The organism is Actinacidiphila alni (assembly GCF_900112845.1).
GTDB classification, from domain to species: domain Bacteria; phylum Actinomycetota; class Actinomycetes; order Streptomycetales; family Streptomycetaceae; genus Actinacidiphila; species Actinacidiphila alni.
The window spans coordinates 209,781-235,918 of record NZ_FONG01000003.1 but is presented as its reverse complement, the minus strand read 5'-3'; the positions used below and the strand labels follow the sequence as shown (position 1 = coordinate 235,918).

Sequence of the window (26,138 nt, the reverse complement as noted above, 5' to 3'; positions counted from 1 at the left end):
ATGACCACCGTCCTCGTCCTGCTGGCCCTCGTGCCGCTCCTTCCGGCCGCCGCTGCCCTCATCGCGCCACCGCGGATCGTTCAGGGCCTCACCGTGGCCTCGGGCATCGTGTGTCTCGGCCTCGCACTCGCCCTCGTGCCGCACGCCTCCCACGGTGACGTGCACATCGGCATCCTGCGCACCGACGCCCTGTCCACGGTGTTCGTCCTGGCCACCGCGTTCGTCTACGCCACCTGCGGCGCGCACAGCATCGGCTATCTGCGCCACGACGAGAAGGCGCACGACTTCCCCCGCTACGCCCGCCGCTTCTACCTCGGCTTCAATCTCTTCGCCTGGTCCATGCTCTGCGCGCCGCTGGTCGACGGTCTGGCACTGCTGTGGGTCGCGGTCGAGATCACCACGGTGGTCTCCGCACTGCTGGTCGCCGTGGAGAACACCGAGGGCGCCACCGAGGCGGCCTGGAAGTACGTACTGATCGCCTCCGTCGGCTTGGGCGTGGCGCTGCTGGCGACCATCTTCATGTACTACGCCGGCGCGCAGGAACTGGGCCAGACCTACGACCTGGCGTTCCCCCCGCTCCTCAACGCGGCCCCGCACCTGCCGCACACGGCGGTACGGTTGTCCTTCGTGCTGGCCGTCCTCGGCTTCGGCACCAAGGTCGGCCTGGTGCCCGTTCACACCTGGCTGCCGGACGCCCACGCGGAGGCGCCCACCCCCGTCTCGGCGATGCTGTCGGGTTCGCTGCTGGCCGTCAGCTTCTACGCCGTGCTGCGCTACTTCCAGGTCGCCACGGCCTGCCTGGGACCGCGCTTCCCGCAGACGGTCCTCCTGGTCTTCGGCATCGCCTCGCTGCTGTTGGCCGCGCTCTACCTGCTCGATCAGCACGACATCAAACGGCTGCTGGCGTACTCCAGCGTCGAGCACATGGGCATCCTCGCCATCGGCGTCAGCTTCGGCGCACCGCTCGCCTCGGCAGGAGTGCTGCTGCACGTCCTGGCGCACGCTGCGGCCAAGGGCAACGCTTTCATGGGGGCCGGCGCGCTGGTGCGCAAGTACCGCACGAAGGAAATCGGGCAGTTGCGGGGCGGCGCCGAACTGCTGCCCTGGTCGGCGCCGTTGTTCCTCGCCGCGATTCTCGCCCTGTCGGCGATGCCGCCGTTCGGCATCTTCCGCAGCGAGTTCCAGATCGTCGCCGGCGGGCTGCGGGCCGATCGCTACGGTCCCGCGGCCGTCCTCGTCGTCCTGGTGACGCTGGCCTTCATGGGGCTCGCGGTCGCCGCCACCCGCATCGTGATGACCCCGGCGACGGCAGGCTCCGGGCGGCCGGACCGGGGCGAACCGAGCGTGTGGATGGTGGCGCCGGTGCTTGCCGGGGTGATCGCGCTCGTCGTACTCGGGCTGCATCCGCCGGCAGACCTCGCGCACCTGCTGTCACGAGGCGCGGCCGAACTGGGAGGGCGGGCATGACGGCACCGCGGCAGACGTCCCCGGCCACCTCGTTTCCGCCGGACCGGTGGCGCCACGAGGTGACACGACTGGTCGCCGGGGACCAAGGAGCACGTTTCGCGGGGCTGTTCGGCTCCGCCGAGAGCGATGGCGGAGTACGCCTTTCCGCCTACCTCTTTCCCGGCCAGGCGCCGGAACCGCTCGTCCTGCACACCGACCTGGCGGCGGGTGGACTCCAATATCCCGCGCTCACCACCGACCTGCCCGCCGCCTTCTGGTACGAGCGGGTCCTGCACGATCTGTTCGGCGTCGTCCCTCAAGGACACCCCCGGCTCGATCCCCTGCTGCTGCCGCTGCGCGACCCCGGGCACGCGCCGCTGCCCGGCACCGCGCACCGTCCGCAACCGATCGACCCGGAGGAGAGCGCCCTCCCCCGGGCCCTCACCGGGCCCGGCGTCTTCACCATCCCGCACGGCCCGGTCCGCTCCGGAGTGCTGGAGTCGGTGGAGTACCTCGTGGAGACCCCGGGTGAAGACATCCCGCGGGTGCAGATCCGGGTCTTCCACAAGCACCGCGGAGTGTCCAAGGCATTCGAGCGGCGCACGGTGGACGAGGGCGTGCTGATCGCCGAACGCGTCGAGGGCATCGCGTCGGTCGCCCACGCGCTGGCCTTCTGCCATGCCGCGGAAACCTGCGCCCGCGTCGATGTGCCATGGGCCGGACGACTCGTACGGGTCCTCTACGCCGAACTGGAACGGATCGCCAATCACCTCGACGTCATGCTCAAACTCACCGACGCCGCGGGGCTCGCTGTGGCGACCGCCCGCTTCGGCGTGCACAAAGAGCGCGTGCTGCGGCTCAACGGCAGGCTGTGCGGCAGCCGCTTCGGCCGAAGCGTCGTCATGCCCGGCGGCGTACGGGCGCTGCCCGCAGTCCCGCCCGGTGAACTCGGGGCCGAACTCGACCGGTTGCACTCGGCCGTCACCGCCGACTGGCGGGCCGCGATGGGCACGCCGTCCTTCCTCGACCGGCTGCGCGGAACCGGTCCGCTCCCGATGCCGGTCGCCCGCCGCCACGGCGCCCTCGGCCCGATCGGCAGGGCGTCCGGCTGCGCCGAGGACGCCCGGACCGACCGCCCGTACGACGCCTACGGTTCGCTGGCGCTCGGGCCGCCACCGCAATACACGGAAGGCGATGTGATGGCCCGCACGCGGGTTCGCGGCCACGAACTCACCCATTCCTTCGCGCTGTTGAGCCAAGTCGTGGACGAACTACGCGCTCTGCCCGACGGCTCACCGCTGTCCGTCCCCCTTCCCGACGACCTCAGCGGGGAGAGCGCCGGGTGGGCCGAGGGGCCGCAGGGCGAAACCCTGTACGTGCTGCGCTTCGACCGGGGCCGGGTTGTTCGGTGCGCCCCGCGCTCGGCGTCCTTCCACAATCTCGTGCTGTTCCACGAGGTGTTCGCCGGCGACATCCTCACCGACTTCCCGTTCATCGAGGCGAGCTTCGGCCTGTCCATCGCAGGGGTGGCGGTGTAGATGCCCTGGTTCCTGCGCGGCCTGCGCGAAGGTGTGGTCACGACCCGATACCCCGCCCGGCCGGACGCGTACGCCGACGGCTTTCCCGCCGCCGTCGCCGTACGTCCCGGTCTCCCGCCACCGGACCCCGCCGAGGCCGCGGCCCTGTGCCCGACGGGCGCAATCGCCTCCGGCGCCGACGGGACGCGCGTCGATCGCGGGCGCTGCGTGATGTGCCGCCGCTGCATCCGGCTGCGACCCGACGCTTTCGCCGAGGCGGCGGGGACCGCTACCGCCGTCATCGCCCGTACCGCCCTGGTCGTACCTCGTGCGGAGGAGGACGAAGCGTCGCTCGAACGGACGCGCGCCGAACTCGCCGCCCGTACCGCGCGGTTCCGGCGTTCCCTGCACATCCGGCACGTCGACGCGGGCTCCGACGGAAGCGAGGAGTGGGAGATCGCCGCCCTGACCAATCCGGTCTACGACATTCACCGGCTCGGCATGTTCTTCACCGCGAGCCCCCGCCATGCCGACGTGCTGCTCGTCACCGGCGCAGGGGCGCGCGGCATGGCGGCCCCGCTGCGCCGCACCTACGAGGCGACGGCGCGACCGGTCGTGGTGATCGCCGCCGGCACGGACGCGTGCGGCGGCGGTGTCTTCGCCGACTCCTACGCCACGCACGGGGGTGTGGCGCCGCTGGCGGACGTGGACATCTGGGTGCCCGGATCGCCGCCCAGCCCCTTCTCGCTGCTGCACGCGCTGCTCCTTGCCACCGGCCGGCTCAGCGGGTCGGAGGCGGCGCGATGAACACTGCGATCCTTGTCGGAATGCTGCTGTTCGCGGCAGCGGCCGTGCTTGATCTGCTGCCGAGACCTGTCCGCGGCAGCGCTTGGCACGCGGCCCTCCCCTACCTTCTGTGCGCGGGCGGCTCGGGCTGTCTCGCCGCCGTGGGCGCGCTCGCGCTACGGGGCGAACAGGAGATCCCACGGCTGGGCTTCGGCCAGTGGCTCGGCTTCGGCGACAGCGGGCTCGCGGTGGACCGGCTTTCCGGGCTGTTCTGGCTGCTCACCTTCGCCGTCGCGGTCGGCGCCTGCCTGACCGCCGGAGGCTGGGCACCGGGCAGGCCCGCGGGGCGGGGGCCTGCCGCGTACGCGGCACTGCTGCTCGCCTCGGTCGCCGTGGTGGAGAGTGCGGACAATGTCTTCCTGTTCCTGCTGGCATGGGAGTCGCTGACGCTCGCCTTCTATCTGCTCACGGCGGCCGAACGGCGCCGTACAGGCGCGGCGTTGGCCACCGTCGGCTTCGGCAAGGCGTCCGGGGCCGCCTTGATGCTGGGGATGTTGCTGGCGTCGGCACGGACTGGGAGCTTCGCCCTGCCCGGCTTCACCCATCTGCAACCCGGCGCCGTACACAGTGCGGTGTGGGTGCTGTTGGTCACGGGCTTCGTGATCAAGGTCGGGCTGGTCCCGGTGCAGGTATGGATGCCCCGCGGATACGCCGCCGCTCCTGCCGGGCTCCGGCAGTTGATGGCCGGGGTCGCGGTCAACGCCGGCTTCTACGGGCTGTGGCGCACCCTGGAACTGCTGGGCCGCCCACCGGTGTGGCTCGCCGTCACCCTGTTGATCCTCGCCTCGCTCACCGCGCTGCTGGGAATCGCCCACGCCGCCGTGCAGGGCCGCCTGGAGCGGGTCATCGCGTACTCCAGCGTGGAGAACGCGGGGCTGATCTGCACGGGTTACGCGGTGGCGCTGATCGGTGCGTGCCGCGACAACGCCAGGCTCACCGCTGTCGGGCTGATCGCCGCGACGCTGCAGATCGTCGCCCACGCCGTCGCGAAGACGTTGCTGTTCGCCGGGGCGGCCGGACTGGAGTCGGACACCGGGACAGGCGACCTGGAACGGCTGCGCGGCGCCGGCCGCCGATCGCCGTGGTCCGGGGTGGCGGTCGCGGCGGGGGCGGTGACGCTGGCCGGGTTGCCACCGACCACCGGATTCGTCTCCGAGTGGTTCCTGCTCGAATCCCTGATGCAGCAGTTCCGGCTGCCGCACCTCCCGTACGCGCTCGCCTTCGCCGTCGCGGGCGCGCTCGTCGCTCTCACGGCGGGTTTCGCGTCGGTGACCTTCGTCCGGGTCGTCGGCATGATCGTGCTCGGCCCACGAACCGAGGACTCGAAGGGGGCGGTCTCCCGCCACGCCGACCTGGGCCCGACCGGCCGGGCCGGTGTGCTGGTCCTGACCGTCGGCGGTCTGGCACTGGCCGCGCTCACTCCCCTGGAGATCCGGGTCCTGGCCCGCGGGCTGCGGGATCTGGTGGCCGCGCCGACCAGCCGGGGCGCGCTCAAATCGCCCTGGGTCGTCCAGCCGGTCTTCGCCGACTTCTCGATCCTCTCCCCGACCTGGCTGTGGATCATGATGCCGTCCCTGCTGCTCGCCGTCGTGGCCGTCCTGCTGATCGGTGCCTCGCGCGGATCGGCGCTGCGCGTACGGCGCACCCCCGCATGGCGTTCGGCGAGCAGTGGCGTGCACGGCGACGACCAGTACACCCCCTTCGGATACGCCAATCCGACCCGCCGTGTCCTGGCGGGGGTCCTCCGCACCCGCACCAGCACGGGCGCCGGCCCGACGAAGGCCCCCGCGTCCGCACCGCCCGAACCGACCACGACCGTCGCGACCAGCGGCGTGCTCCACTATTCGTCGGACGTGGTGGAAGTGGTCGAGACCTACGTCTACCGTCCGCTTCTGCGTCCTCTGCGTGCCTTGGTGATCACCGTCAAACGGCTCCAGTCCGGACACCTCGACGCCTATCTCGCCTACATGCTCATCGTCCTGGTCGCCCTGCTCGCAGTCGTTGCGGGCCTGGCATGATCTCCGGACCGCCCGCGCGGCCCGGTACGAAGGAGAACCCCGCGATGCCCGCAGGCCCGTTCCACAGAATCCTGGTCGGCTGGGACGCCTCCCCGGCCGCCCATACCGCCCTGGTCACAGCCCTGTCCCTCGCGGACGGCCAGGGCACCGTCATCGCCCGCGCAGTCCTCACACCGCCGGAGCATGCCGAGACCCGCGGCGAACAGCGCCGCGACATGGAGGCCCAACGCGACTGGTTGGAGGACCAGTTCACACGAAGCGTCCACACGGCACCGACTCGTGGCGCCCATGTCCGCCTCGAATGGGGCGAGCACACCGATGTCCCCGACGATCTGCGCACCTGCGCCACGGACCACGGCTGCGATCTTGTCGTCGTCGGGCGCCATGGCGAGGACAGCCGCCTGCGCATCGCGGGCCTCGGCCCGGTCGCCCGCGCCATGGTCCAGGACACCGATCTGCCCGTTCTCCTGGTGAGCGCCACCGCGACCCGGTGAAGGCGGGCCGAGCCCGGCGCATGCCTCAGGCCGTGAAGAACGGCGCCGCCACGTCAACCGGCGCCCCCTCGTCCTGCTCGGCACGATCACGGCGGTGAACCAGCCGGTCAGTGCGCGCCTTCCTCCTCGGCGTACACGCGGGCCGCATAGCGTTCGAGCACCTGCTCGCAGGCGAGCAGGGCCTCCTTGGCGGCGGGCCGGCCCGAGGCACCGAGCAGGTCACGCGCCTCGACCTTGCCGAGCCAGGTGCGCAGCTTGGTCAGGTCCTCGTCGTTCTCCTCCAGCTCGGCGAAGGTGAAATGGGAGGCGCGTTCCTCCTTCTCGATCTCCTTGAGGAAATCCTGGCACTTGTCGACGATCTCGACGTACTCGGTGTCCCGGGCGGCGTTGAATGCGTCGACCGCGTCCGCGCTCCCGGACAGTACGTCGGATTCGAGCAGGAAGGCGCTGCCGCCCATCTCCGTGATCTCGTTACGGAGCATCCGGAAGGCCCGTTCCCCGCCGGCGCTGTGCGGCAGGGCCGCGACCGCGTTCTGCAGATAGATGGCGCCAAGATTCTTGATCTTGCGCCACACCCCGGCCCGCAGGCGACTGGGCTCGGCCGGGATCTTGTAGACGAGCACCAGCCAGCGAAGGCCGTCCACGTCAGGGGCATGGCCGTTCGCCGCCTTGCCGGGTTTCCCTGTCGTGGTCACGCGCTCACCTTACCGACAGCTCCTGCCGTCCTCCGTAAGCGATGACGGCCTCCCGGCCCTTCATATGCGGACCTCGCGGTGGCCGAGCGGTGCCTGACGCGCACCGGGTTCAGGTACAGTTCCCGCGATGGCGGAGGGGCCCGCCGACAACCGCGGACGAGCAACCGCCAACGGTCCCTACCGAAAGGTAGGGAGGCCGCGTTGCCGCACAGTGCTGTGGGTGCCATCGTCGTCGTACGCCACGGCGAGACCCAATGGAGCAGAGCAGGTCGCCATACCGGGGTCAGCGAGGTGATGCTCACCTCGACCGGTACCAATCAGGCCCTCGCCCTGGGCCGTGCGCTGTCGGCCTGGCGTTTTCTGAGCGTCTTCACGGGTCCGCCGGCACGGGCTCGCGACACCGCCTCGCTGGCCGGATGGCACGAGACATGCATCGACCCCGACCTCGCCGAATGGGACTTCGGGGGCTACGAGGGCCTGACGCTCGCAGAGACGAGGGAACGCGCCGGCCATCCGGACTGGCTGCTCTGGGACGACGGTGTCGTCCCCGGCCGTACACCCGGCGAGAGTCTCGCCCACGTAGGTGCCCGGGCCGATCGCGTGCTGGCTCGGGCACGCCGCTTTCTGGAGCACGGTCATGTGGCCATGGTGGCCGACGACCACATACTGCGGATCCTGTCGGCCCGCTGGTTGGGAATGCCTCCGCAGTCCGGCCGCCTGCTCTCACTGTCCGTCGGGTCCTTCAGCGTGCTGACCCGCGAACACGGCCGGCCGGTGATCACTCAGTGGAACACGCCCGCGGCTCGCTGACCCACGGACCGCACCGGTCATGACGCATCCGGCCGAACCATGACCCGTCGACGTCGGAAAGCCGGTGTTGTCACGCCGGATCCGGTAGCCTCGTGCCGTTGTGCGGCGGAGGGGCTCGCCGACATCCGCGGCAGACGGCCGCCAACGGTCCCTACCTTCAAAGGTAGGAGAGCCATGTCCGGACGCCCCGCACGGACCCCGTCGCCCGAGGGACCGCAACAGCCTCCCACCGGTTCGGCACGCCGCCTGCGTCAGTTCGGGGCGATGCTCGCCATGCTGGTCCTCTGTCTTCTCGGCGGTGCGCTACTGGCGGGCGTCGTCGCACTCGTGTGGCCTCTTCCTCTCGGCTCCCTCGTGATCATCGCCGTCGCCGTCGGGGCGATCTCCTGGCTGTCGGTCGTCACGCAACCCGCGGAGCGCTCCCGGCGGAGAAGGTAGCGAACGGTCAGGAGAGCGATCCCGTCCTCCGGACCGTGTGCCGTACCTGCCCCGGACGAGGCATCAGCTCGCGGTCGTTGCACGGCCCGGGACCCGAAGCGCCAGAATCGCCACGTCGTCGTAATGGCCGTCGGTGAGCCGCGCGAGCAGCTCCTCGCAGAACCGCGGCAAGGGCAGGTCCGCCAGGGCGGCAGCCTGCTGGCGCAACCGTGTCAGCCCCCGGCCGATGTCCTCGCCCGGCCGCTCGATCAGCCCGTCCGTGTACAGCAGGAGGGTCGCCCCCGCGGGGAGCACCACCAGGGCGTCGCCGCGTTCCAGTGCGGGATCCACCCCCAGGACCGGTGCCAGGCCCTCCTCCAGGAGACGGCCGCCCGCTCCCGGAACGGCCAGCACAGGCGGCGGGTGACCGGCGTTCGTCCACTGGGCGATCCACGGTCCTGCAGGCGGCGCGTACACGCGGACGATGACCGAGGTGACCAGCTCCGTGGTGCTCAATCCCTGCATGACCCCGTCCAGCCGGCGCATCACCCCGGCCGGCGAGTCGCCGCTGTCGTAGGCCAACGCACGCAGCATGTTGCGCAGTTGACCCATGCGAACGGCGGCCGTCAGATCGTGGCCGACGACGTCGCCGATGGCCAGGACGGCGGAGCCGTCGGTGAGGGGGAAGGCGTCGTACCAGTCCCCGCCGACCTCGGCACCTTCTCTGGCAGGGACGTAGCGCGCGGCCAGTTCGAGGTGGCCGAGTCCGTACAGGTCGGGCAGCAACGACCGCTGGAGTTGTTCGGCGGTGTGCCGCTGAAAGGCGTAGAGGCGCGCGTTCTCCAACGCGAGTCCGGCACGATGCCCGAGATCGGACGCCAAGGCGACGTCCTCCCGGTCGAACTCCGCGGCCCGGGCCGCGCGGAACACGCTCAGCGCACCGAGGACGGTACGGCGCGCCTGTAACGGCACGATGAGGGCCGACCGCGCGTCGAGGCGACGGTACAGGTCGTCCTGATTCCGCCCGAGGGTTCCCGGCTGCTCCAGGGCGAAGACATCGTGCACCACCACCGGGCCGGCGCCGCGGAGCACCCTGGCCAGTGGAGCCGCCGAGTCGTCGAGCCAGGGCGTCGGAGCGCCGAGCCCCTCCGGCGGCGGCCCGCCGGAGTCGCGATGGACGACGGCGACGCGCCGCACCTGGCGTTCCTCGACGAGATCGATGACGCAGGCGTCCCCCACCGAGGGCACGGTGAGTCTCGCCAGCCGACGCAGCGCCTCGTCCGCGTCGAGGATGCTCGCCAGCGCCACGCTGGCGTCGGACAGCAGCCGAAGCCGTTCTTCGGCCCGTGCGAGATCGTGTCGCGTCCGTGCGAGCAGTTCGTCGTCGTGCGCCACGTCGTCCTGCCTCCTCCATTCATCTGCCGCTTACGCAGCTTTCCTGCAATTCTGCGACGATCTCGTGCCATCTGCACTACGCGTACTGCCGCGCGTCGGCTCACCCATGGCGCGGCCCGGCCATGGCGAACAGGCCGAGGGCGACCGCCTGGACGGCGACGGTCACCGTGATCAGGGCGGGAATCGAGTACGCGTAGAGAGCACCGGCCAGGACGCCGCCGAGCGCGGTGGCTACGCCCATGACCGCGGCGAACAGCCCGTACGCGGTCGCGCGTCGGCCGGGCGGCACCAGGTCGGCGACGGTGGCACGCAGAGTGGACTCCTGGACCCCCATCGCCGCGCCCCACAGCAGGGCGCCGATCACCACCAGGGCGACGGTGTTCGTGAACGCCAGCACGGGTACGACGGCGGCCAGCAGGGGAAGCACCGCCAGGGTCCGCGGGCCGACCCGGTCGTACGCCCAGCCGGTCCCGAGCGCCGCCAGCGCGTCGGCGCCCATCGCGGCGGCGTACAGCACCGGCACCCCGGCGGTGGGCACCAGGTGGCGCTGGACGAGGTGGTAGGAGAGCACTCCGAAGGTCGCGAAGCCGGTGAGCGTGGCCGCGGTGAACGCGGCGTAGGACCAGAACTCCCGTGGCAGCCGCAGGCCGACACCTTGCCCGGCCCCGGTGGACGGCGCGGTGCCCATCGGCTCGTACGCAACAGGTTCCGGCACCCGAGCACGCAGCCACGCCAGTACGGCCAGCGCTGCGACGCCGGGGGCGGCCAGCACGCCGAGCGCCGGGCCGTACCGGCCACCGCTGACAGCCAGTACACCGGCCACGGCCAACGGGCCGATCAGAGCGCCGACTTGGTCCATCGCCTCGTGCACGGCGAAGCCGCGGCCACGGCCGGTCACGGCGGTGGCGTGCGAGAGGAGGGTGTCCTTGGCCGGGCTGCGGACGGCTTTGCCGACGCGCTCGGCGATCACCAGCAGGCTCGCCGCCCACAGCGTTCCGGGAAGACCGAGGACCGGCACCGTGACGACCGTCAGGACGTATCCGGCGACCGTCCAAGCCCAGAATCTCCGCTTGCGGTCGGCCAACGGACCCGACACGAGCCTGAGCACCAGGGCCGCTGCCTCGCCCACGCCGGTGACGACGCCGACGACCAGGGACGAGGCCCCCAATGACGCGAGCAGCGGACCGGTGACCGAGCGCGCGCCCTCGTAGACGAAGTCGGCCAGCATGCTGACCGTGCCGAAGGCCACGACGAAACGCCACGGCGACATCGCGGGCCCCGCGACCGGAATGTCGGCGGCAGCCGAGGGGCCGGCCGCCCTCACGCTTCCGTCCCCGACACCGGCGCAGGGTCGAGGTCCGGCATCGCCATGACCCACACGTCCTGATCACCCCCGGCCGACACGCGGAGCCCCGCAAGGAAGGGCTGTTGGACACGCGTCGCTCCATCAAGAACATAACAGTCGTTAGATGTTGCTGGCACAATTGTTAGCTTCTTGGCATCACACTATGGACCGCCGTCGACATGCTCGACGGCCCGGTCGAGGACACGGTCGACGCGATGGCGCGGCTTTCGGATCGTCCGACCGTTGGTCGCCGTACGTCGTCGACCGACATCGCGGAGCGGCCCTGCGGCTGGTCCAGAACCCGGCCCGCGTCCGACCCGCGAACCGCGGCGGGATGGCCTTGAATCGTTCAATTATTGAGCACGCTCACTCCGGTCACGACCTCACCATTCAGCCAGCTTGCGGATTTCTTCTCGCACGCTGATCCAATGAATCGATCAAAACCGCCGGTCATCGACATGACCGTGAAGCGGTGGCATCCCGTGCGGAAAAGTGGCCTTGCGTGAGTCATTGACTCGGATCCGAACACGACCTCACACTGACGCCCGGCCGACCGCCGGCCGTCCCGGCGGCGCCTGTCACGTTCCCCCCAACCTCCCTGAGCCCGAGGAGAGTACGCGACATGAGAAGAGGCCCTCTGTCGGCGGTCATGGCCGCCGCGCTGGCCGGCGCCGGTGTGCTGTGCGGCGCCGCCCCCTCCGCGCATGCGGCGGACACGCCTCCCGCGCGGGCGGTACGGTCCGGACCCGCGACGGTCACCGCCGCCGACGCCACGACCGTACCGCTGCGTCTCGAACCGCTCGGTGACTCCATCACCTGGGGCGAGGCCAGCAGTACCGGCAACGGCTACCGCGCCGCGCTGGCCGGGGACTTGACCGGTGACGGGTACACCCTGGATTTCGTCGGCTCGATGCGCAGCGGCACCATGTCCGATCCGGACAACGAAGGGCACCAAGGCTGGCGCATCGACCAGATCGCCGCCCTCGCCGATACGACGCTGTCCACGTACAAGCCGAATCTGGTCACGCTGATGCTCGGCACCAACGACCTGATCCAGGGGTACCAGGTGGCGACCGCGCCCGATCGGCTGCACGCCCTTGTGGACCGGGTCCTCGCCGACGATCCGACGGCGACCGTCCTGCTCGCCGATCTGCCGCCCTCGACGTCGCCGCAGGTCGCGCAGGCCGAGCCGGCGTACGACGCGGCGGTGCGCGACATCGTGGCGAGCGAACAGGCGGCGGGCCGGCACGTCGGCTTCGTCGACATGGGCGCCCTCACCACCGCGGACCTCGCCGATCAGGTGCACCCCAATGACACCGGCTACCGGAAGATGGCCGACGCGTGGCACGCCGGGGTGCGGGCCGCGGCAAACGCCGGATGGCTGCGGGCTCCGCAGCCCGTGACCGGCGTCCTCAAGTCGGGCATGGCGGGCAAGTGCCTGGACCTGAACGCCGGTTCGGCCGCGAACGGTACGCCCGTCCAGCTGTGGACGTGCAACGGCACGGTGGCCCAGGTGTGGACCTCCGGGCAGGACGGCACCGTACGGGCGCAGGGCAAATGCCTGGACGTGACCGGCGCCGCCACCGACAACGGCTCCCCGGTCGAACTGTGGGACTGCAACGGCGGCGGCAACCAGCAGTGGCAGCCGTACGACGGCGGTCTGCGCAACCCCGCCTCCGGGCGGTGCCTCGACGACCCGGCCTTCTCGACCGCCGACGGCACCCGGCTCCAGCTGTGGGACTGCAACGGCGGGACCAACCAGCAGTGGAGCCTGGCGTGAACGGGCGCCGACGCCCCGTACGTGCGGCCGGCGTACGGCTGGCCGCGCTCCTCGGCCTCGTACTGGCCTGTGTCGTGCTGCCCGGATCCGCGTCGGCCGCACCCACCGCCGGCGAGGTGTCGGTGAGCGGCCTCCAGGCCGACAACACCACCGATCCGCTGGGCATCGACGATCCGCGTCCGGCGCTGAGCTGGCGGCTCACCTCCCCCGTCAACGGCGAACAGCAGTCGTCCTACCGGATTCTGGTGGCCGACAGCGTCAGCGCGCTGACCGCGGAGAACGGCAATGTGTGGGACAGCGGCGAGGTCGCGTCGGGCAACTCGGTGGCCGTCGCCTACGGCGGGCCCGCGCTCGTGTCGCAGCGCACCTACTACTGGGCGGTGCGGGTGCGGGACGTGCACGGCGCCGCCTCCGCGTGGAGCGCTCCCGCGCACTGGGAGACGGGCCTGCTCAGCGCCGCCGACTGGCACGGCGCACAGTGGATCAGTCCCTCCTCCAGTACGGTCACCGCCCCGTTGCTGCGCACCGGCTTCACCCTGGCCAAGCCGGTCGCGAAGGCCCGCGCGTACGCCTTCGGGCTGGGCTTCTACGAACTGCGCCTCAACGGGGCCAAGGTCGGTGACCGCGTGCTCACCCCGGCGAGCACGCCGTACGACAAGCGCGATCTGTACGCGACCTACGACGTGACCGGCGATCTCCGGCAGGGCGCCAATGCCGCCGGGCTGTGGCTCGGCAACGGCTACGACGCGAACTTCAGCCCGTACGGCTTCCGGTGGACCGGCCCCAAACAGGCCCTGCTGTACATCGACGTCACCTACACCGACGGCAGCCACCAGGCGATCACGACCGACGGCACGTGGAAGTGGGCGACCGGACCGATCACCGGCGACAGCATCTACCACGGCGAGTCCTACGACGCCCGCCTCGAGCGGACCGGCTGGGACGGGCCCGGCTACGACGACAGCGGCTGGCAGCAGGTGCGGCAGGTCGCCGCACCCAGCGGAGCGCTCCAGGCGGACACCATGCCGCCGATCACCGTCGCACAGACCCTCGGCGCGGTGAAGCTCACCCAGCCGCAACCGGGCGTCTACGTCTACGACTTCGGCCAGAACATCGCGGGCTGGGAGGTGCTGCGCACCCAGGGTCCGGCAGGCGCGACCGTTACGATGCGCACCGCCGAAGAGTTGCTCGGCAACGGCACGATCGACACCACGACCAACCGCAACGCCCGCTCCACCGACGCCTTCACGCTGGCCGGCACCGGATCGACGGAGGTCTACGAGCCGCGCTTCACCTATCACGGCTTCCGCTATCTCCAGGTCACCGGGGACCCGCAGACTCCCACGCTGAGCAGTGTCCAGGCGCGTGTCGTGCACGCCTCCGTCCCCTCCACCGGCACCTTCACCTCCTCCGACGCGCTGCTCAACAGGATCTGGCAGAACAACCGCTGGACGATCCTCAACAATTCGATGAGCACGCCCACCGACAATCCGGTGCGCGACGAGCGGACACCGCCCGGCATGGACGTACAGGCGTACCACGACGCGTCCACCGTCGAATTCGGCATGGACACCTACTACATCAACTATCTGCGGGACATGCCGCCCGGCACCGCGCTGCCCAGCGACGGCGGCAACGCCCTGCAACCCGACATGGGCGGCGACCAGATCACCCTGGCCTGGACCCTCTACCAGCAGTACGGCGACAGGGCGACGCTCGCGGCGACGTATCCGCTGATGAAGAAGTTCGTGGACGACGGTGCGGCGGCCGTGCCCGGCCACATCTGGACCACCGGCTTCGGCGACTGGTGGCCACCCGATCTCAGCGGCAACGCCAACGGCGGCATGGGAAGCCCGGGTGCCGGCAACTGCACCAGCGAAGTCCCCATCGTGAACACGGCGTTGTCGTACGTCCAGGCGCAGGACGTCGCTAAGGCGGCGACCGCGCTCGGTCAGAGCGCCGACGCCACGCACTTCGCGCAGGTCGCCGACGCCATCAAGCAGGCGTTCAACCAGAGATTCCTCAACGCCGACGGCGCGAGCTACGGCGACGGAAGCCAGACCACTGCCATCCTTCCGCTCGCCTTCGGCATGGTGCCCGCCGCCGACGTCGCGGCCGTCGGCGCGCGGCTGGTCGACACGATCCTCACCACCAACGGCGGTCATCTCAACACCGGGATCTTCGGCACCCGTTACCTGATGGACGCGCTCACCGAGATCGGCCGCACCGATGTGGCGATGACGGTCCTGGACCAGACGAGCTACCCGGGCTTCGGCTACGAAATCGGCAAGGGCGCGACGACGGACTGGGAGGAGTGGACGTACGCCTCGTCCATGGAGACCCATGACCACGCCATGTTCGGCGGGATCAACGCCTCTCTCTACACCCGGCTCGCCGGGATCCAGCCGGCCGCACCCGGCTACGCCACCGTGGACGTCAACCCCCGCATTCCCGAGGGGCTGCAGCACGTGGCGGCCTCCGTCGACACCGTACGCGGCACCGTCGCCTCCTCCTGGACGGTCACCGGAACCCGGATCGCACTGGACGTCACCGTCCCGGTCGGCGCGACCGCGACCGTGCACGTCCCGCACTTCGGGCAGGGCGGCGCCACGTCCGTCAGCCCCGCCGGCGGTGCCACGCAGCAGAACACCACCGGCACCGACACCACGTACGCCGTCGGTTCCGGCAATTGGCACTTCACCGGCTCGCTCGTACCCGCCGCGACCTCGTCGCTGCCTGGCACCTGGACGCGCTGCGCCGCCGAAACGGGCACCTGTGCCGTCAGCGGCACCCAGACCGTCGCGTTCGGCGCACAAGGCAAGTACGCCTACACCACCGCGACCGGCAGCGTCGCATGCACCAACACGGTGTTCGGCGACCCCGACCAGGGTGTGTCCAAGGTCTGTTACGCACAGACCGCGCCACCCGCCACCGGGGTCTGGCAGTCCTGCGCCGTCGAGACGGGAAACTGTTCCTTCAGCGGCACCCAGACCGTCGCCTTCGGCGCACAAGGCAAGTACGCCTACACCACCGCGACCGGCAGCGTCGCATGCACCAACACGGTGTTCGGCGACCCCATCACCAACGTGTCCAAGTCCTGTTCATTGACCGCACCGCCGCCGGCGGCCACCACATGGACGCCGTGCGCGGCGGAGACCGCCGGCTGCGTCTTCACCGGAACGCACGAGGTCGCCTTCGGAGCCGCAGGCCGCTACGCCTACGGCACCTTCACCGGCGGCACGGCCTGCACCAACGCCGTCTTCGGCGATCCCGCGCCGGACCGGCCCAAGACCTGCTTCGTCCAATGACCGGGCCGACCGCGGCCCGAGACCCACCCGACCCCGTGAACGGCTTCGGCCGCCCTGCCTGCTCGGCCGTCCGCTCCTACGGCCGCCCATAGACCCACGTCAGCGTCGTGGTCGAGGTACACGGCGGGGAGTTACTCGCGCCTTGAATATATATCGCTGTTATGCAAAAGTGGACGGGTGAGCCCGCAGCGACGCGATCCCGCCGTCCGTGCTCTGCTCATCGACGCGGCCGCACGCATCCTCGCCGAGGGCGGCACGGCCGCCTTGACGACTCGGCGGCTCGCCGCGGAGACATCGCGCTCGACGATGGCGATCTACACCCATCTGGGCAGCATGGAAGAGGTCCAGCACGCGGTGCGGGTCGAAGGCTTCGCCCGGTTGGCCGCCGTGGCCGACGCCATCCCCCGTTCGCCGGACCCGGTGGCGGACCTGGCCCGCGTCAGCGACGCCTACTTCTCCTTCGGGCTCGGCCAACCACACCTGTACCGGGCGATGTTCATCGACCGTCCCGTGCGGGACGACGACGCCGGCGCGGCCGCGTTCGACCGGATCGCGGACGCGGTACGACGCTGCATCGACGCGGAGCGGCTGCCCGGTGTCGAGCCGACCATGGTGCTGATGTGGGCCGCGCAGCTGTGGAGCATGCGGCACGGAATCGTCACCATGGTCCTGTCCGGCGCCCTGCCCGAGCCGCAAGCACGCCTCGTCCTGTCCGACATGACCCTGCGCCTGCTCATCGGCTACGGCGACGACCCGGCTGCCGCCCGGCGCTCCCTGGACCATGCCCTCCCGGCCCCGGGCGCGGACCGATGAAGCCGGCCGGCGCGACCGCCCGCGAGGACACCACGCGTCAGGCGGTGCGCTCGGCGTGGCAGTCGATACGGCGCTCGGGAGCCGTCGCCCCCGAACTCCCGGCGATCGTCTTCGTCGCGGCGGCCTCCGGCACGGGCTTCTGGTGGGGCCTGGGCACCGGCGTGCTCACCGTCGCCGTAGTGCTTGCCTCGCGCATCCGGCGCAGGCTGTCGATGCGCCCCGTCATCGGCGGGACCGTCGGCCTCGCGGTGGCCGCCATCATTGCCCATCAGACCGGATCGGCCGCCGACAGCCTGCTCACCGACATCGTCGTCGACCTTTCGATCGCGGCCGTCCTGGCCGTCTCCCTCGCCGTGCGGCGCCCCCTGGTCGGTGTCCTGTGGAGCGTCGCACGCCGCGAACCCCTCCTCTGGCGCACCGACCCCTCCGCCCGCCGCGCCTACATCCTGGCCACCGCCCTCGGCTCAACAGCCCTGGCTCTCCGGGCACTCGCACTCGCTGTCGTCTACCTCAACGACGAACCGGTGGCCTGGCTGCTGACCGTCAAGATCGCGCTGGGGCTGCCCGTCACCCTCGTCGTCCTCGCAGCCGCGTACGCCGCCGGCCTCCACGACGAACACCACCGCGAACCGTCCGCCTGACCGAACACACACCCCGGACGAAGGTCCCGGGCGAGAGCGACAGGACACCGCGGGTGGTCCAACTGGCGCAGCAATCCAGCGGATCCTTCCGCACAGGAAGTTGGCACGCCATCCGCTGGAGCGGCGGACATCAACGGTGGACCGCCGGCTCCCGCTGCCTCCGGCAGGTGATGGCCTCCGCCACCGCGGCGTGCCGTACCCGGCGAGGAGAGCGGGACCTCGAAGGCGGTGTGCCGGTCAGGGCGCGGTGGGGGCTTCCTGCTGGGCGTCGCCGGAGAGGCTGCGGGCGATCGCCGCCGCCTGCGCGGAGATGTCGTCCACGGTGGCGTGCCGCCGCGCGAGGAAGCCGCTTCGCAGCAGAGCCGCGTAGCCGTGGGCCGCGGCGATCTGGCGCTCCAGCAGTTCGAGGGCCTGCTTCGCGTCACCGCCGGTGACGGCCAGGGCGCCCGGCAGCAGGGCGTCCATCACATCGCGGCCGGCGTCCAGCAGTTCCTGACTGCCGGCGTCCTGGAGTTCCCCGGCGAAGATCAGGTCGAAGCCGGAGCCGTTGCGCGCCGCGAACCGCGCATAGGCCGCCGCCGCGGCAGCAGTGGTTTCAGCGGGATCCGCACCCGCCTCGGCCCCGACCGCCGATTTCAGCTCGTCCGCCAGTTGCCGCGCGGCGGACACGGCGCATCCGATCAGCAGATCCTTACGACTGGCGAAGTGGCGGTAGGGAGCCCCACCGCTGACGCCCGCCCGCCGCGCGGCCTCGGCGACGGACAGCGCGCCGATGCCCTGCTCGGCGATCACTTGCAGGGCGGTCGTGACCAGCGCCGCCTTGAGATCACCGTGGTGGTACGTGCTCCGCTTGGGCACCCGCAGCCCCTCTCGCCGATGTAAGACAAATCTTACATCGATACCGCGGACCGACCCGGTGCGACACCAGTGTCCCGCACCCCGGGGTTTGACTCAATGCAAGACTGCTCTTACATTCAATGTGAGAGGTCTCCTACATCAGTGGGACCTGTGCATTCGTCTTGATGGACTCGATGGAGGAGCGGACTATGTCTGCGGAACTGCGTGCCACGGTCGCGGTCGTCACCGGCGCCAGCAGCGGAATCGGCCGTGCGGCCGCACTGCGGCTGGCCGAGGAGGGCGCCGCGGTCGCACTGGTCGCCCGCCGCCGTGACCGGGCCGAGGAACTCGCCCGGGACATCGAGGGCACCGGGGGCCGGGCGCTGGCGGTGACCGCCGACATCACCGCTCCCCGGGCGGCGGCCGGTGTCGTCGACGAGGTCGTCGACCGCTTCGGACGGCTCGACATCCTGGTCAACGCCGCCGGGGTGATGCTCAACGGCGACTCGGTCGCCGCCACGGTCGAGGAATGGGACCGGATGGTGGACGTCAACCTCAAGGGGCTGATGTACCTCACCAAGGCCGCTCTGCCGCATCTGCTGAAGGCGGCCGAGACCGCCGACCGGAAGGTCGCCGACGTGATCAACATCAGTTCGGTGGCCGGCCGCAACACCGCGCCGACCGTGGCGATCTACAACGCCACGAAATTCGGCGTCACCGCGGCGACGGACGCCTGGCGGCAGGAGTACACGCAGCGCAACGTACGTTTCGCCGTGATCGGCCCCGGCGCCGTGGACACCGAACTGTTCGGCCACCAGCAGCCGCAGGTCCAGGAGAGCGACGAGAAGCTGTTCGCGGGCATCGAGAAGCTCCACCCCGAGGACATCGCCGACGCCATCGCGTACGTCGCCACCAGTCCGCGCCGCCGGGCCATCAACGAAATCGTCATCCGCCCGACCGACCAGCCGTTCTGACGCGGCGTCAGCGGCCGCGGCTCCCCTCCGTGACGGCTGGTCCGGTGTCCCCCACCGTGGCGCAACCGCGCTCACGCCCTGACCGCGAACGTGCCCGCGCATTCCCTCAACGATGTGCTCGACGGTTCCGGCCCCGGGCACCGCCTAGTCTGTCACCATGGCCGCTACAGGATCGCGAGTTGAGGTCGGTGCGATGCTCGCCGCCTGGGATCAGGCGTGCGTCGTCCGGGCGGGTTTCGACACGACGGCCGACTCCGGCTACGGCGTCAAAGAAGCGGCGGACGCTGTCTCACGGATCGCGGAAGCGACCGTCCGGTACGGTTCAGACCAGCTCGGTCGCGGCACCGTCGTACTCCTCGGCCAAGCCGTCCGCAGCATGGGCACCGGTCCTGCCGCGGATCGCCGCGCACATCTGGTCAGCAGCTTCACGAAGACGTTGGCGGACAAGCTCACCGGCTTGACCGAGACGTGGCCCGACCTGGTCGAGGCGGCGGATCTGCCGATGGTGCACAAGGTCGTCGGCCTCGCCATGGCCGGACACACCGATCTCCTCACCTGGCGCGACGAGTTCGGCCCCGTCCCCGAAGGCGAGCACCATGCCATGACAGCCGCGCTCGCGCTGACCGCCGAATTCGTCGATCTCGTGGACGGCCCCGGAGCCTGCGGCCGGCGACTGCTCGCCGAGCTGGAGAACGACCTCGGCTGACGTCGGCCCCTTCAACAGTGGCGCGGACAGCTGCGGGTGTCCGGGTCGGTGGCTGCCCGCACAGTGGGCAGCCAGCACCGCGGCAAGCTCCGCTCCCCCGGTTCTCCGCCCGCGGCCCCATAACGACTCGGAGGAGTGCGGGTTCAGCGTGTGCGGCGAAGTGCGTCGAGCATGCGCTGGGGCATCAGTGAGACTCGCGCCGTGCGCTCGTCCTCCGCGGCGGTGAGCGCCGTCAGTTCGTCTTCGGTCAGCTCCGCGGCGACCGCGGTCGCGGTCAGGTTGTCGTCGAGGTGGGCGGCGGATGTGGTTCCCGGGATCGGGACGATGACGGGCGAGCGGCGCAGCAGCCAGGCGAGCGCGATCACGGCGGGCGACACATTGAGCCGCGTCGCCGGACGCGCGAGCGCGTCGAGTTCGGCAAGTTGGCCGGTGGCCAGGGGGAAATAGGGGACGAACGCGGTTCCGTGCGCCTCGCAGTCGTCGAGGACTTCAACGCCGGAGCGGTCGATGAGGTTGTACCGGTTCTGCACGGCCGCGATCGGCGTGATCCCACGAGCACGGTCAAGGAGCTCGGGGCCGGCGCCCGAGACGCCGATGTGCCGGATCTTCCCCTCGTCCCGAAGCTCGACCAGGGTGCCGAGGGAGTCCTCGAGCGGGACGTCCCGGCCGATCGCGCCGGCGCGGTCGGGGCTGTCACCCCACAGCCGCAGATACGTCAGCGGGCTGGTCTCGGTGCGCAGGTCGAGAAGCGCGTCCTCGACCTGGGCGCGGATCGTCTCGGGGCGGCTGTCGGTGAGCCATTCACCGCGAGGGCCGCGGGTCGCGCCGACTTTGTTGCCGATGATCACCTCGTCGCGGAAAGGGCTCAGTGCGCGGCCGAGGAGCTGGTTGACGGTGCGCGGTCCGTAGGCGTTGGCCGTGTCGAAGAAGCGGACACCGGCCTCGACGGCGTGCCGCAGGAGTCTGATCGCGGCGTTCGGGTCCTCGGGGAGCCCGATGACGCCGGGGCCGGCGAGCTGCATGGCCCCGTATCCGATACGGGGTACGGCGTCGGCACCGCCGAGCCTGAAAGCGGGGTCGAAGGGTTGGGGCGGGGTCGAGTCCGTCATTGGTGCTGTCCGTCCTGGACGGTTCGGGTGGTGTCGGCGATGGTCCGGAGCCATTGCTGGAACAGCGCGCGTTCGGGAGCGGTGAAGCCCTCCGAGGTGGCTTCCAGATGAGCGACGAGCGCGCGGGCGGCGAACTCGGGTTCGGAGGGAGACGCGGGGAGGCCCGTGACCGTCTCAAGGAGGGTGCTGCGCATCGCGGTTGCGAACGGGTCGTCGGCGCGGCGGCGCTCGCGGTTGAGCTGCGTGACGCAGCCGACGGCCATGGCCGTGGTCATCGCCGCCGCCGTATCGACGTCGATTCGCAGCAGGCCCGCGTCACGAAGTCCGTGCAGTGCTTTCCTGAGACGGTCATCCGCGGTCCGCGCGGCACTGCTCGTCGCCCGGGTCCCGTACATGAGGGCGTAGAGGACCGGGTTCTGTACCCCGAACTCGATGTGCAGGTCCCAGCCCGCCGCGAAGTCGGCGACAAGATCGCCCGTGCGGAGCATCCCGCGCTTCCGCTTGAGATAAGCGCCGAACGCTCGGTCGACGACCGCGTCGAGCAGCCCTTCCTTCGTCCCGAAGTGATGGTAGAGCGATGGAGCGGCGACTCCCGCCGCGTCGCACAGTTCGCGATTGCTCGGCTCGCGATCCGGCGACTCGGTCAGCAGGCGCGTTGCGGCCTCGATCAAACGGTCACGACCTGACGTCATGTACTGACGGTACACCAGAGTAGCGGTGCTGATTATCGTCGGTACAGGTACTGTCGCTCCGCCGGCAGCGACCGGACGGCGTGCGGGGCAGGGATGGGGATTCCCTCGTCGGCCGACGCGGGTCCGAGACGGCGCGCCCGGGCTTCGCGTGCGGGAAGTACGTGCGGGCGGTCGCGCGCGGCGCGCACCGATTCCGCCGAGGACACCAAGGGGGCCAGGCGCGCCGGCGGAGGTCAGTGCTCGTGCCGGCTCCGCAGCAGCGGCAGGAAGAGTTCGTCCACGATCGAATGGATGCGGTCCGCCGAGGGCGGCTCGGTGTTCATGAGCAGATCGTGTCGCAGCAGGTCGAACGGCAGGGCCAGCACCGCGGGCGGGACGCGGGCGAGGTCGAGTTCGCCGCGGTCGTGAGCGCGCTGGTACAGCGGTCGGACCTGGGGCAATTGCTGGGCCGCCATGACCTTGTCCCGCCCCTCGGCGAGCGTGAGCCCGGCTCCGGTCGCCAGACCGGAGAACACCGTCGCCATGGCGATGGCGAAGTAGCCCGCCATGGCGTGGCTCAGCGCGGTCAGGTGAGCGATCAGGTCGCCGCGCAAGGAGCCGGTGTCGGGGTCCGGCACGGGATTGGCCCTGCGGTGGTGCTCGAACGCGGCGAGTACGAGTTCGTCCTTGTTGGCCCAGCGGCGGTACAGCACGGCTTCGCTGGTGCGGGCCCGCTCGGCGACCGAGCCCATGGTCAACCGCGCGTATCCGGTTTCGACCAGCTCGACCCAGGTCGCCGCGAGCAGCGCTGACTCCAGTGCGGCGCCCCGGCGCCGGCGCGGGGTGTCCGTGGTGACCATCCACCACACGGTAGAGAGGCTTTCCTTTCTTGGCAACGCGTCGTACGCTACTTAAAGAAGTGATTCCTTTCTTAGGGGCTGACATGGTGCGCCAGGCGCAGGTGCTGATCGTTGGAGCGGGCCCGACCGGGCTGATGCTGGCGTGCGAGCTGGCAGGCCGGGGCGTGCCGGTGCGCCTGGTCGAGGCGGCTCCCGGCCCACAGCCGGGATCGCGGGGCAAGGGCGTGCAGCCGCGCACGCTGGAGGTGTTCGACAGCATCGGCGTGGTGGACCGCGTACTGGCGCACGGCCGGATGGCGATGCCGCTGCGGTCCGTCGCACCCGACGGTGCGGTCACGACGGGCGGCGGCGAGCCGGAAGAGCTGAGGGACCGACCCGACATCCCGTACACGACGAGCCTGCTGACGCCGGAGTGGCGGATCGAGGAGGCGCTGCGGCTGCGGTTGGCCGAGCTGGGCGGCACGGTCGAGTTCGGCACCGCGCTGGAGAGCTTCACGCTGTCCGATGGCACGGTGACGGCTGTGCTGGCCGCGGAGGGCGGTACGGAGACGGTCGCCGTGCGGTGGTTGGTCGGCTGCGACGGCGGCCACAGCGTGGTCCGCAAGCAGGCCGGGATCGCGTTCGAAGGCGAGACCCGGGAAGAGCTGCGCATGATCGTCGCGGATCTCGAGGTCGACGGGCTCGACCGCGACGCCTGGCACATGTGGCGGCACGAGGAAGGGCTGGTCACGCTGTGTCCGCTGCCGTCGACCGGGGTGTTCCAGTACCAGGCGAGCATCGCCCCCGGTCAGGATCCGGAGTTGAGCCCGGCGAACCTGCAGACAATCCTCGACCGGCGCAGCGGACGGACCGACGTCCGGCTGCGCGCGCCGGAGTGGGCTTCGCTGTGGCGTGCCAACATCCGCCTCGCCGACCGTTACCGCGAGGGGGGCGTGTTCCTCGCGGGCGACGCGGCGCACATCCATTCACCGGCCGGCGGGCAGGGCATGAACACCGGCATCCAGGACGCGCACAATCTTGGCTGGAAGCTCGCCGCCGTCCTCCACGGGGCGCCATCGGCATTGCTGGACACCTACGAGGCCGAGCGGCGGCCGGTGGCGGCCGACGTGCTCGCCCTGTCGAACGCCCGCCTTCAGCAGACGATGCGCGACAAGGGAATTTCCACCCGCCGGGACGCGAGCACGCTGCAACTGGGGGTGAACTACCGCGGTTCGGCCCTGGCGCGTGATGATCGCGACGACACCGCCTCGCTGCGGGCCGGCGACCGCGCACCGGACGCGACCGGCTTGACCACGGTGGACGGGGAACTCCGGCTGTTCGACCTGCTTCGCGGTGGGCGCTTCACGGTGCTGGACTTCGGCGATGCGGCCGTCCCCGGCGCCCTCCGCGTGGTCACGCAACCGGCGGGCCCCGGCGAGATCGCCGACACCGAGGGCCACCTCGCCGCCGCGTACGGCGCGACGGACCGCACCCTCGTGCTGATCCGCCCCGACGGGTACATCGCGCTGATCTCCGACACCGGCGACGCCGCGGCAGTGTCGGACTGCCTCGCCGGGAACGGCATCCGTGAGGTCGCCTGACACACCGCGGGGATCGGCCGTCGACACCGGCCGCGGTGCGCCGCTCGCACGGCGTGGTCGTGGGTGGTCGTTCCATCGGTCGGATCGCCGGCCGGTACGGGCCCGGGCCGGCTCCGGGCCTGGGCCTGGGCCTGGGCCTGGGCCAGCGGAAGGTCAGGCATGCGCCCGGTCTGCGACGAGCGCCTGGACGAGCGCGTCCCGCACGACAGGGGATATCGCTTCGTTCCCGGGGTCCGCGACGACAGCCAGGGCGACACCGCGGAGAGCCGCGCGAAGCGCGTCCGCCGCCACCTCCGCAGTGACCCCGGGCTGAAGGGCGCCCGCCTGTTCCAACTCGTCGAACCCGGCGCGCAGCAGCGCGCCGCTTTGCTGAACCTGTCCGGACAGCGGACCCGATGTCGGATACATCGCCGGATAGAGGCCCGGATAGGCGAGCGCGAATGCGATGTGCGCGTCCCATCCGGCCGCGACGCGTGCGCGCGGGTCCGCGGCGTCCGTCAACGCCGAGGCGTCTTTACGGTGGAAATACTCCTCGAACGCCATATCCACCACGGCGCGGATCAGTCCCGCCCGGTCGCTGAAATAGTGGTAGAGCGAAGGCGCCTGAACACCGGCGTCGGCGCAGACCGCCCGAGTGGACACCGCGTCGACACCGTCACGCGTGGCGATCTCGAAGGCGGCGGCAAGCAGTCGTTCGCGGACCGAACCCGCCTTGTTCCGTGGCATCGCCATAATGTAACGCCACTACAAACATGAGGGCAACGCGGCCCTCACCTCGCAGGATTCGCGCATAAGAAAGGCCGGATTATCTTGCGGGCAGCATCGACGGGCGGCTAATCTCTCCCGCATGTCGAACGCTGTGCGACTCCCCGCCTCCATGACCGCGATCGGCTCTTATCGGGGACTTCCCGTCGCTGATCCCGAGAGCATGGTGAACGTGGAAATGGCTCTTCCTGTTCTGCGCCCCCACGACATTCTCGTCCGGGTCGCCGCGGTCTCGGTGAATCCTGCCGACGTCACGCGCCGCGCTTCCGCGCCCGATACCGGCGAACCGACCGTGCTGGGCTTCGACGCCGCGGGGACGGTCGTCGCACTCGGCCCCGAAGCGTCCGGGTACGCCGTCGGCGACGAGGTCTACTACGCGGGCGACGTGAGCCGCCCGGGGAGCAACGCGGAGTATCACGCGGTCGACTCACGGATCGTCGGGCGCAAGCCCGCCAACCTGACGTGGGCGGAAGCTGCCGCCGTGCCGCTGACCACGATCACCGCGTGGGAGGCCATGTTCGACAAGTTCAAACTGACCTCCACCAGCACCGGCACACTGCTGGTGGTCGCCGGGGCCGGCGGAGTCGGGTCGATGCTGATCCAGCTGGCCAAGAAACTGACCGGCATGACCGTGATCGCCACCGCCTCGCGCGAGGAATCCCGCGCATGGGCCTCCGCGTTGGGAGCCGACGCCGTGGTCGATCACAGCGGTGACTTCGTCTCCAACGCACTGGCGCAGGTGCCGGACGGCGTGGACTACATCTTCAGCCCCTACTCGAAGAACAACGTCGAGAACTACGCCAAGATCGGCAAAGCCTTCGCCGAGATCTGTGCGATCGACGGGCACGCCGGCCTCGACCTTCAGCCGCTGATGCGCAAGAGCATCAGCTGGCACTGGGAGTGGATGTTCACCCGCAGCTTCTACGGAACCCACGACATCAGCGCCCAGCGGGACATCCTCGACCGCGCCGCGGCGATGTTCGAGGCCGGCGACCTGCGGACCACTCTGACCAGGGAGATCAGCGGACTCACACCGGAAAACCTCCGCCAGGCCCACGCACTGGTGGAGAGCGGACGCACGATCGGCAAAGTGGTCGTCACGGGCCGGTGA

General features: G+C 70.6%; 21 protein-coding genes and 1 pseudogene. 14 read left to right on the top strand and 8 right to left on the bottom strand.

All coding sequences use genetic code 11. The annotated features are described in order from the left end of the window. Genes BM076_RS06695 through BM076_RS36485 form a run of 5 tightly spaced genes read left to right on the top strand, consistent with a single transcriptional unit; the run spans position 1 to position 6,321 of the window. A complete protein-coding gene (locus tag BM076_RS06695; protein ID WP_093712437.1) occupies positions 1 to 1,467 on the top strand; it encodes a proton-conducting transporter transmembrane domain-containing protein in 1,467 nt (488 codons plus the stop codon). Then, positions 1,464 to 2,984, top strand: coding sequence for a hydrogenase large subunit (locus tag BM076_RS06690; protein ID WP_093712436.1), 1,521 nt, complete (start codon positions 1,464 to 1,466; stop codon positions 2,982 to 2,984). The genes BM076_RS06695 and BM076_RS06690 overlap by 4 nt, the downstream gene beginning before the upstream one ends. Next, positions 2,985 to 3,770, top strand: coding sequence for an NADH-quinone oxidoreductase subunit B family protein (locus tag BM076_RS06685; RefSeq protein ID WP_093712435.1), 786 nt, complete (start codon positions 2,985 to 2,987; stop codon positions 3,768 to 3,770). Continuing rightward, complete coding sequence (locus BM076_RS06680) at positions 3,767 to 5,827, top strand: proton-conducting transporter transmembrane domain-containing protein (RefSeq protein ID WP_093712434.1); 2,061 nt, start codon at positions 3,767 to 3,769, stop codon at positions 5,825 to 5,827. Before BM076_RS06685 ends, BM076_RS06680 begins: the two co-directional genes overlap by 4 nt. Before the next feature lie 44 nt (positions 5,828 to 5,871). Then, positions 5,872 to 6,321, top strand: coding sequence for a universal stress protein (locus BM076_RS36485; protein ID WP_177246353.1), 450 nt, complete (start codon positions 5,872 to 5,874; stop codon positions 6,319 to 6,321). Positions 6,322 to 6,428: 107 nt separating this feature from the next. Here the strand turns inward: BM076_RS36485 and BM076_RS06670 are convergent, their stop codons facing one another. Further along, entirely contained in the window at positions 6,429 to 7,016 is a 588-nt protein-coding gene (locus BM076_RS06670) for a Chromate resistance protein ChrB (protein ID WP_218160048.1), read from the bottom strand. Between the two features lie 201 nt (positions 7,017 to 7,217). Between BM076_RS06670 and BM076_RS06665 the strand changes: the two genes are divergently transcribed. Next, positions 7,218 to 7,826, top strand: coding sequence for a histidine phosphatase family protein (locus tag BM076_RS06665; protein ID WP_322934425.1), 609 nt, complete (start codon positions 7,218 to 7,220; stop codon positions 7,824 to 7,826). Positions 7,827 to 8,327: 501 nt separating this feature from the next. Here BM076_RS06665 and BM076_RS06660 read toward each other — a convergent pair. Together BM076_RS06660 and BM076_RS06655 are read right to left on the bottom strand one after the other, a co-directional pair. After that, entirely contained in the window at positions 8,328 to 9,638 is a 1,311-nt protein-coding gene (locus tag BM076_RS06660; RefSeq protein WP_093712431.1) for a PP2C family protein-serine/threonine phosphatase, read from the bottom strand. A 100-nt stretch (positions 9,639 to 9,738) separates the two neighbouring features. Then, entirely contained in the window at positions 9,739 to 10,962 is a 1,224-nt protein-coding gene (locus tag BM076_RS06655) for an MFS transporter (RefSeq protein ID WP_245795803.1), read from the bottom strand. 643 nt (positions 10,963 to 11,605) lie between these two features. Between BM076_RS06655 and BM076_RS06650 the strand changes: the two genes are divergently transcribed. The 4 genes and pseudogenes from BM076_RS06650 (at position 11,606) to BM076_RS06635 (ending at position 17,525) form a co-directional block, all read left to right on the top strand. Beyond that, positions 11,606 to 12,763, top strand: coding sequence for an SGNH/GDSL hydrolase family protein (locus BM076_RS06650; protein WP_093712429.1), 1,158 nt, complete (start codon positions 11,606 to 11,608; stop codon positions 12,761 to 12,763). Next, positions 12,760 to 15,465 (top strand): annotated as a pseudogene (locus tag BM076_RS06645) (family 78 glycoside hydrolase catalytic domain); the annotation flags it as partial. The gene BM076_RS06650 and the pseudogene BM076_RS06645, both read left to right, overlap by 4 nt. Before the next feature lie 783 nt (positions 15,466 to 16,248). Beyond that, on the top strand, positions 16,249 to 16,884 hold the full coding sequence (locus BM076_RS06640; protein ID WP_093712428.1) for a TetR/AcrR family transcriptional regulator: 636 nt from the start codon (positions 16,249 to 16,251) through the stop codon (positions 16,882 to 16,884). Then, positions 16,881 to 17,525, top strand: a complete 645-nt coding sequence (locus BM076_RS06635; protein ID WP_093712427.1) for a DUF3159 domain-containing protein — start codon at positions 16,881 to 16,883, stop codon at positions 17,523 to 17,525. Before BM076_RS06640 ends, BM076_RS06635 begins: the two co-directional genes overlap by 4 nt. 237 nt (positions 17,526 to 17,762) lie before the next feature. Here the strand turns inward: BM076_RS06635 and BM076_RS06630 are convergent, their stop codons facing one another. After that, a complete protein-coding gene (locus tag BM076_RS06630; RefSeq protein WP_093712426.1) occupies positions 17,763 to 18,383 on the bottom strand; it encodes a TetR/AcrR family transcriptional regulator in 621 nt (206 codons plus the stop codon). Positions 18,384 to 18,571: 188 nt separating this feature from the next. Between BM076_RS06630 and BM076_RS06625 the strand changes: the two genes are divergently transcribed. Both BM076_RS06625 and BM076_RS06620 read left to right on the top strand, forming a co-directional pair. Further along, positions 18,572 to 19,336, top strand: coding sequence for an SDR family oxidoreductase (locus BM076_RS06625; protein ID WP_093712425.1), 765 nt, complete (start codon positions 18,572 to 18,574; stop codon positions 19,334 to 19,336). A 157-nt stretch (positions 19,337 to 19,493) separates the two neighbouring features. Continuing rightward, positions 19,494 to 20,042, top strand: coding sequence for a hypothetical protein (locus tag BM076_RS06620; RefSeq protein WP_143120532.1), 549 nt, complete (start codon positions 19,494 to 19,496; stop codon positions 20,040 to 20,042). Positions 20,043 to 20,185: 143 nt separating this feature from the next. Here BM076_RS06620 and BM076_RS06615 read toward each other — a convergent pair whose 3' ends face one another. The 3 genes from BM076_RS06615 to BM076_RS06605 form a co-directional block, all read right to left on the bottom strand. Next, a complete protein-coding gene (locus BM076_RS06615; RefSeq protein ID WP_093712423.1) occupies positions 20,186 to 21,151 on the bottom strand; it encodes an aldo/keto reductase in 966 nt (321 codons plus the stop codon). After that, complete coding sequence (locus tag BM076_RS06610; RefSeq protein WP_093712668.1) at positions 21,148 to 21,843, bottom strand: TetR/AcrR family transcriptional regulator; 696 nt, start codon at positions 21,841 to 21,843, stop codon at positions 21,148 to 21,150. The genes BM076_RS06615 and BM076_RS06610 overlap by 4 nt, the downstream gene beginning before the upstream one ends. A gap of 233 nt (positions 21,844 to 22,076) precedes the next feature. After that, positions 22,077 to 22,682 carry a TetR/AcrR family transcriptional regulator gene (locus BM076_RS06605; RefSeq protein WP_093712422.1) on the bottom strand — a complete coding sequence of 202 codons (606 nt, stop codon included), beginning with the start codon at positions 22,680 to 22,682 and terminating at the stop codon, positions 22,077 to 22,079. 29 nt (positions 22,683 to 22,711) lie between these two features. Here BM076_RS06605 and BM076_RS06600 point away from each other — a divergent pair, with 29 nt between their 5' ends. Beyond that, a complete protein-coding gene (locus BM076_RS06600; RefSeq protein WP_245795801.1) occupies positions 22,712 to 24,262 on the top strand; it encodes an FAD-dependent oxidoreductase in 1,551 nt (516 codons plus the stop codon). Between the two features lie 153 nt (positions 24,263 to 24,415). On the opposite strand, the gene BM076_RS06595 is transcribed toward BM076_RS06600, so the two are convergent. Continuing rightward, on the bottom strand, positions 24,416 to 24,988 hold the full coding sequence (locus BM076_RS06595; protein ID WP_093712667.1) for a TetR/AcrR family transcriptional regulator: 573 nt from the start codon (positions 24,986 to 24,988) through the stop codon (positions 24,416 to 24,418). 151 nt (positions 24,989 to 25,139) lie between these two features. Between BM076_RS06595 and BM076_RS06590 the strand changes: the two genes are divergently transcribed. Further along, the gene (locus BM076_RS06590; protein WP_093712420.1) at positions 25,140 to 26,138 is read left to right on the top strand and encodes a zinc-binding alcohol dehydrogenase family protein; all 999 of its coding nucleotides are present in this window, start codon (positions 25,140 to 25,142) and stop codon (positions 26,136 to 26,138) included.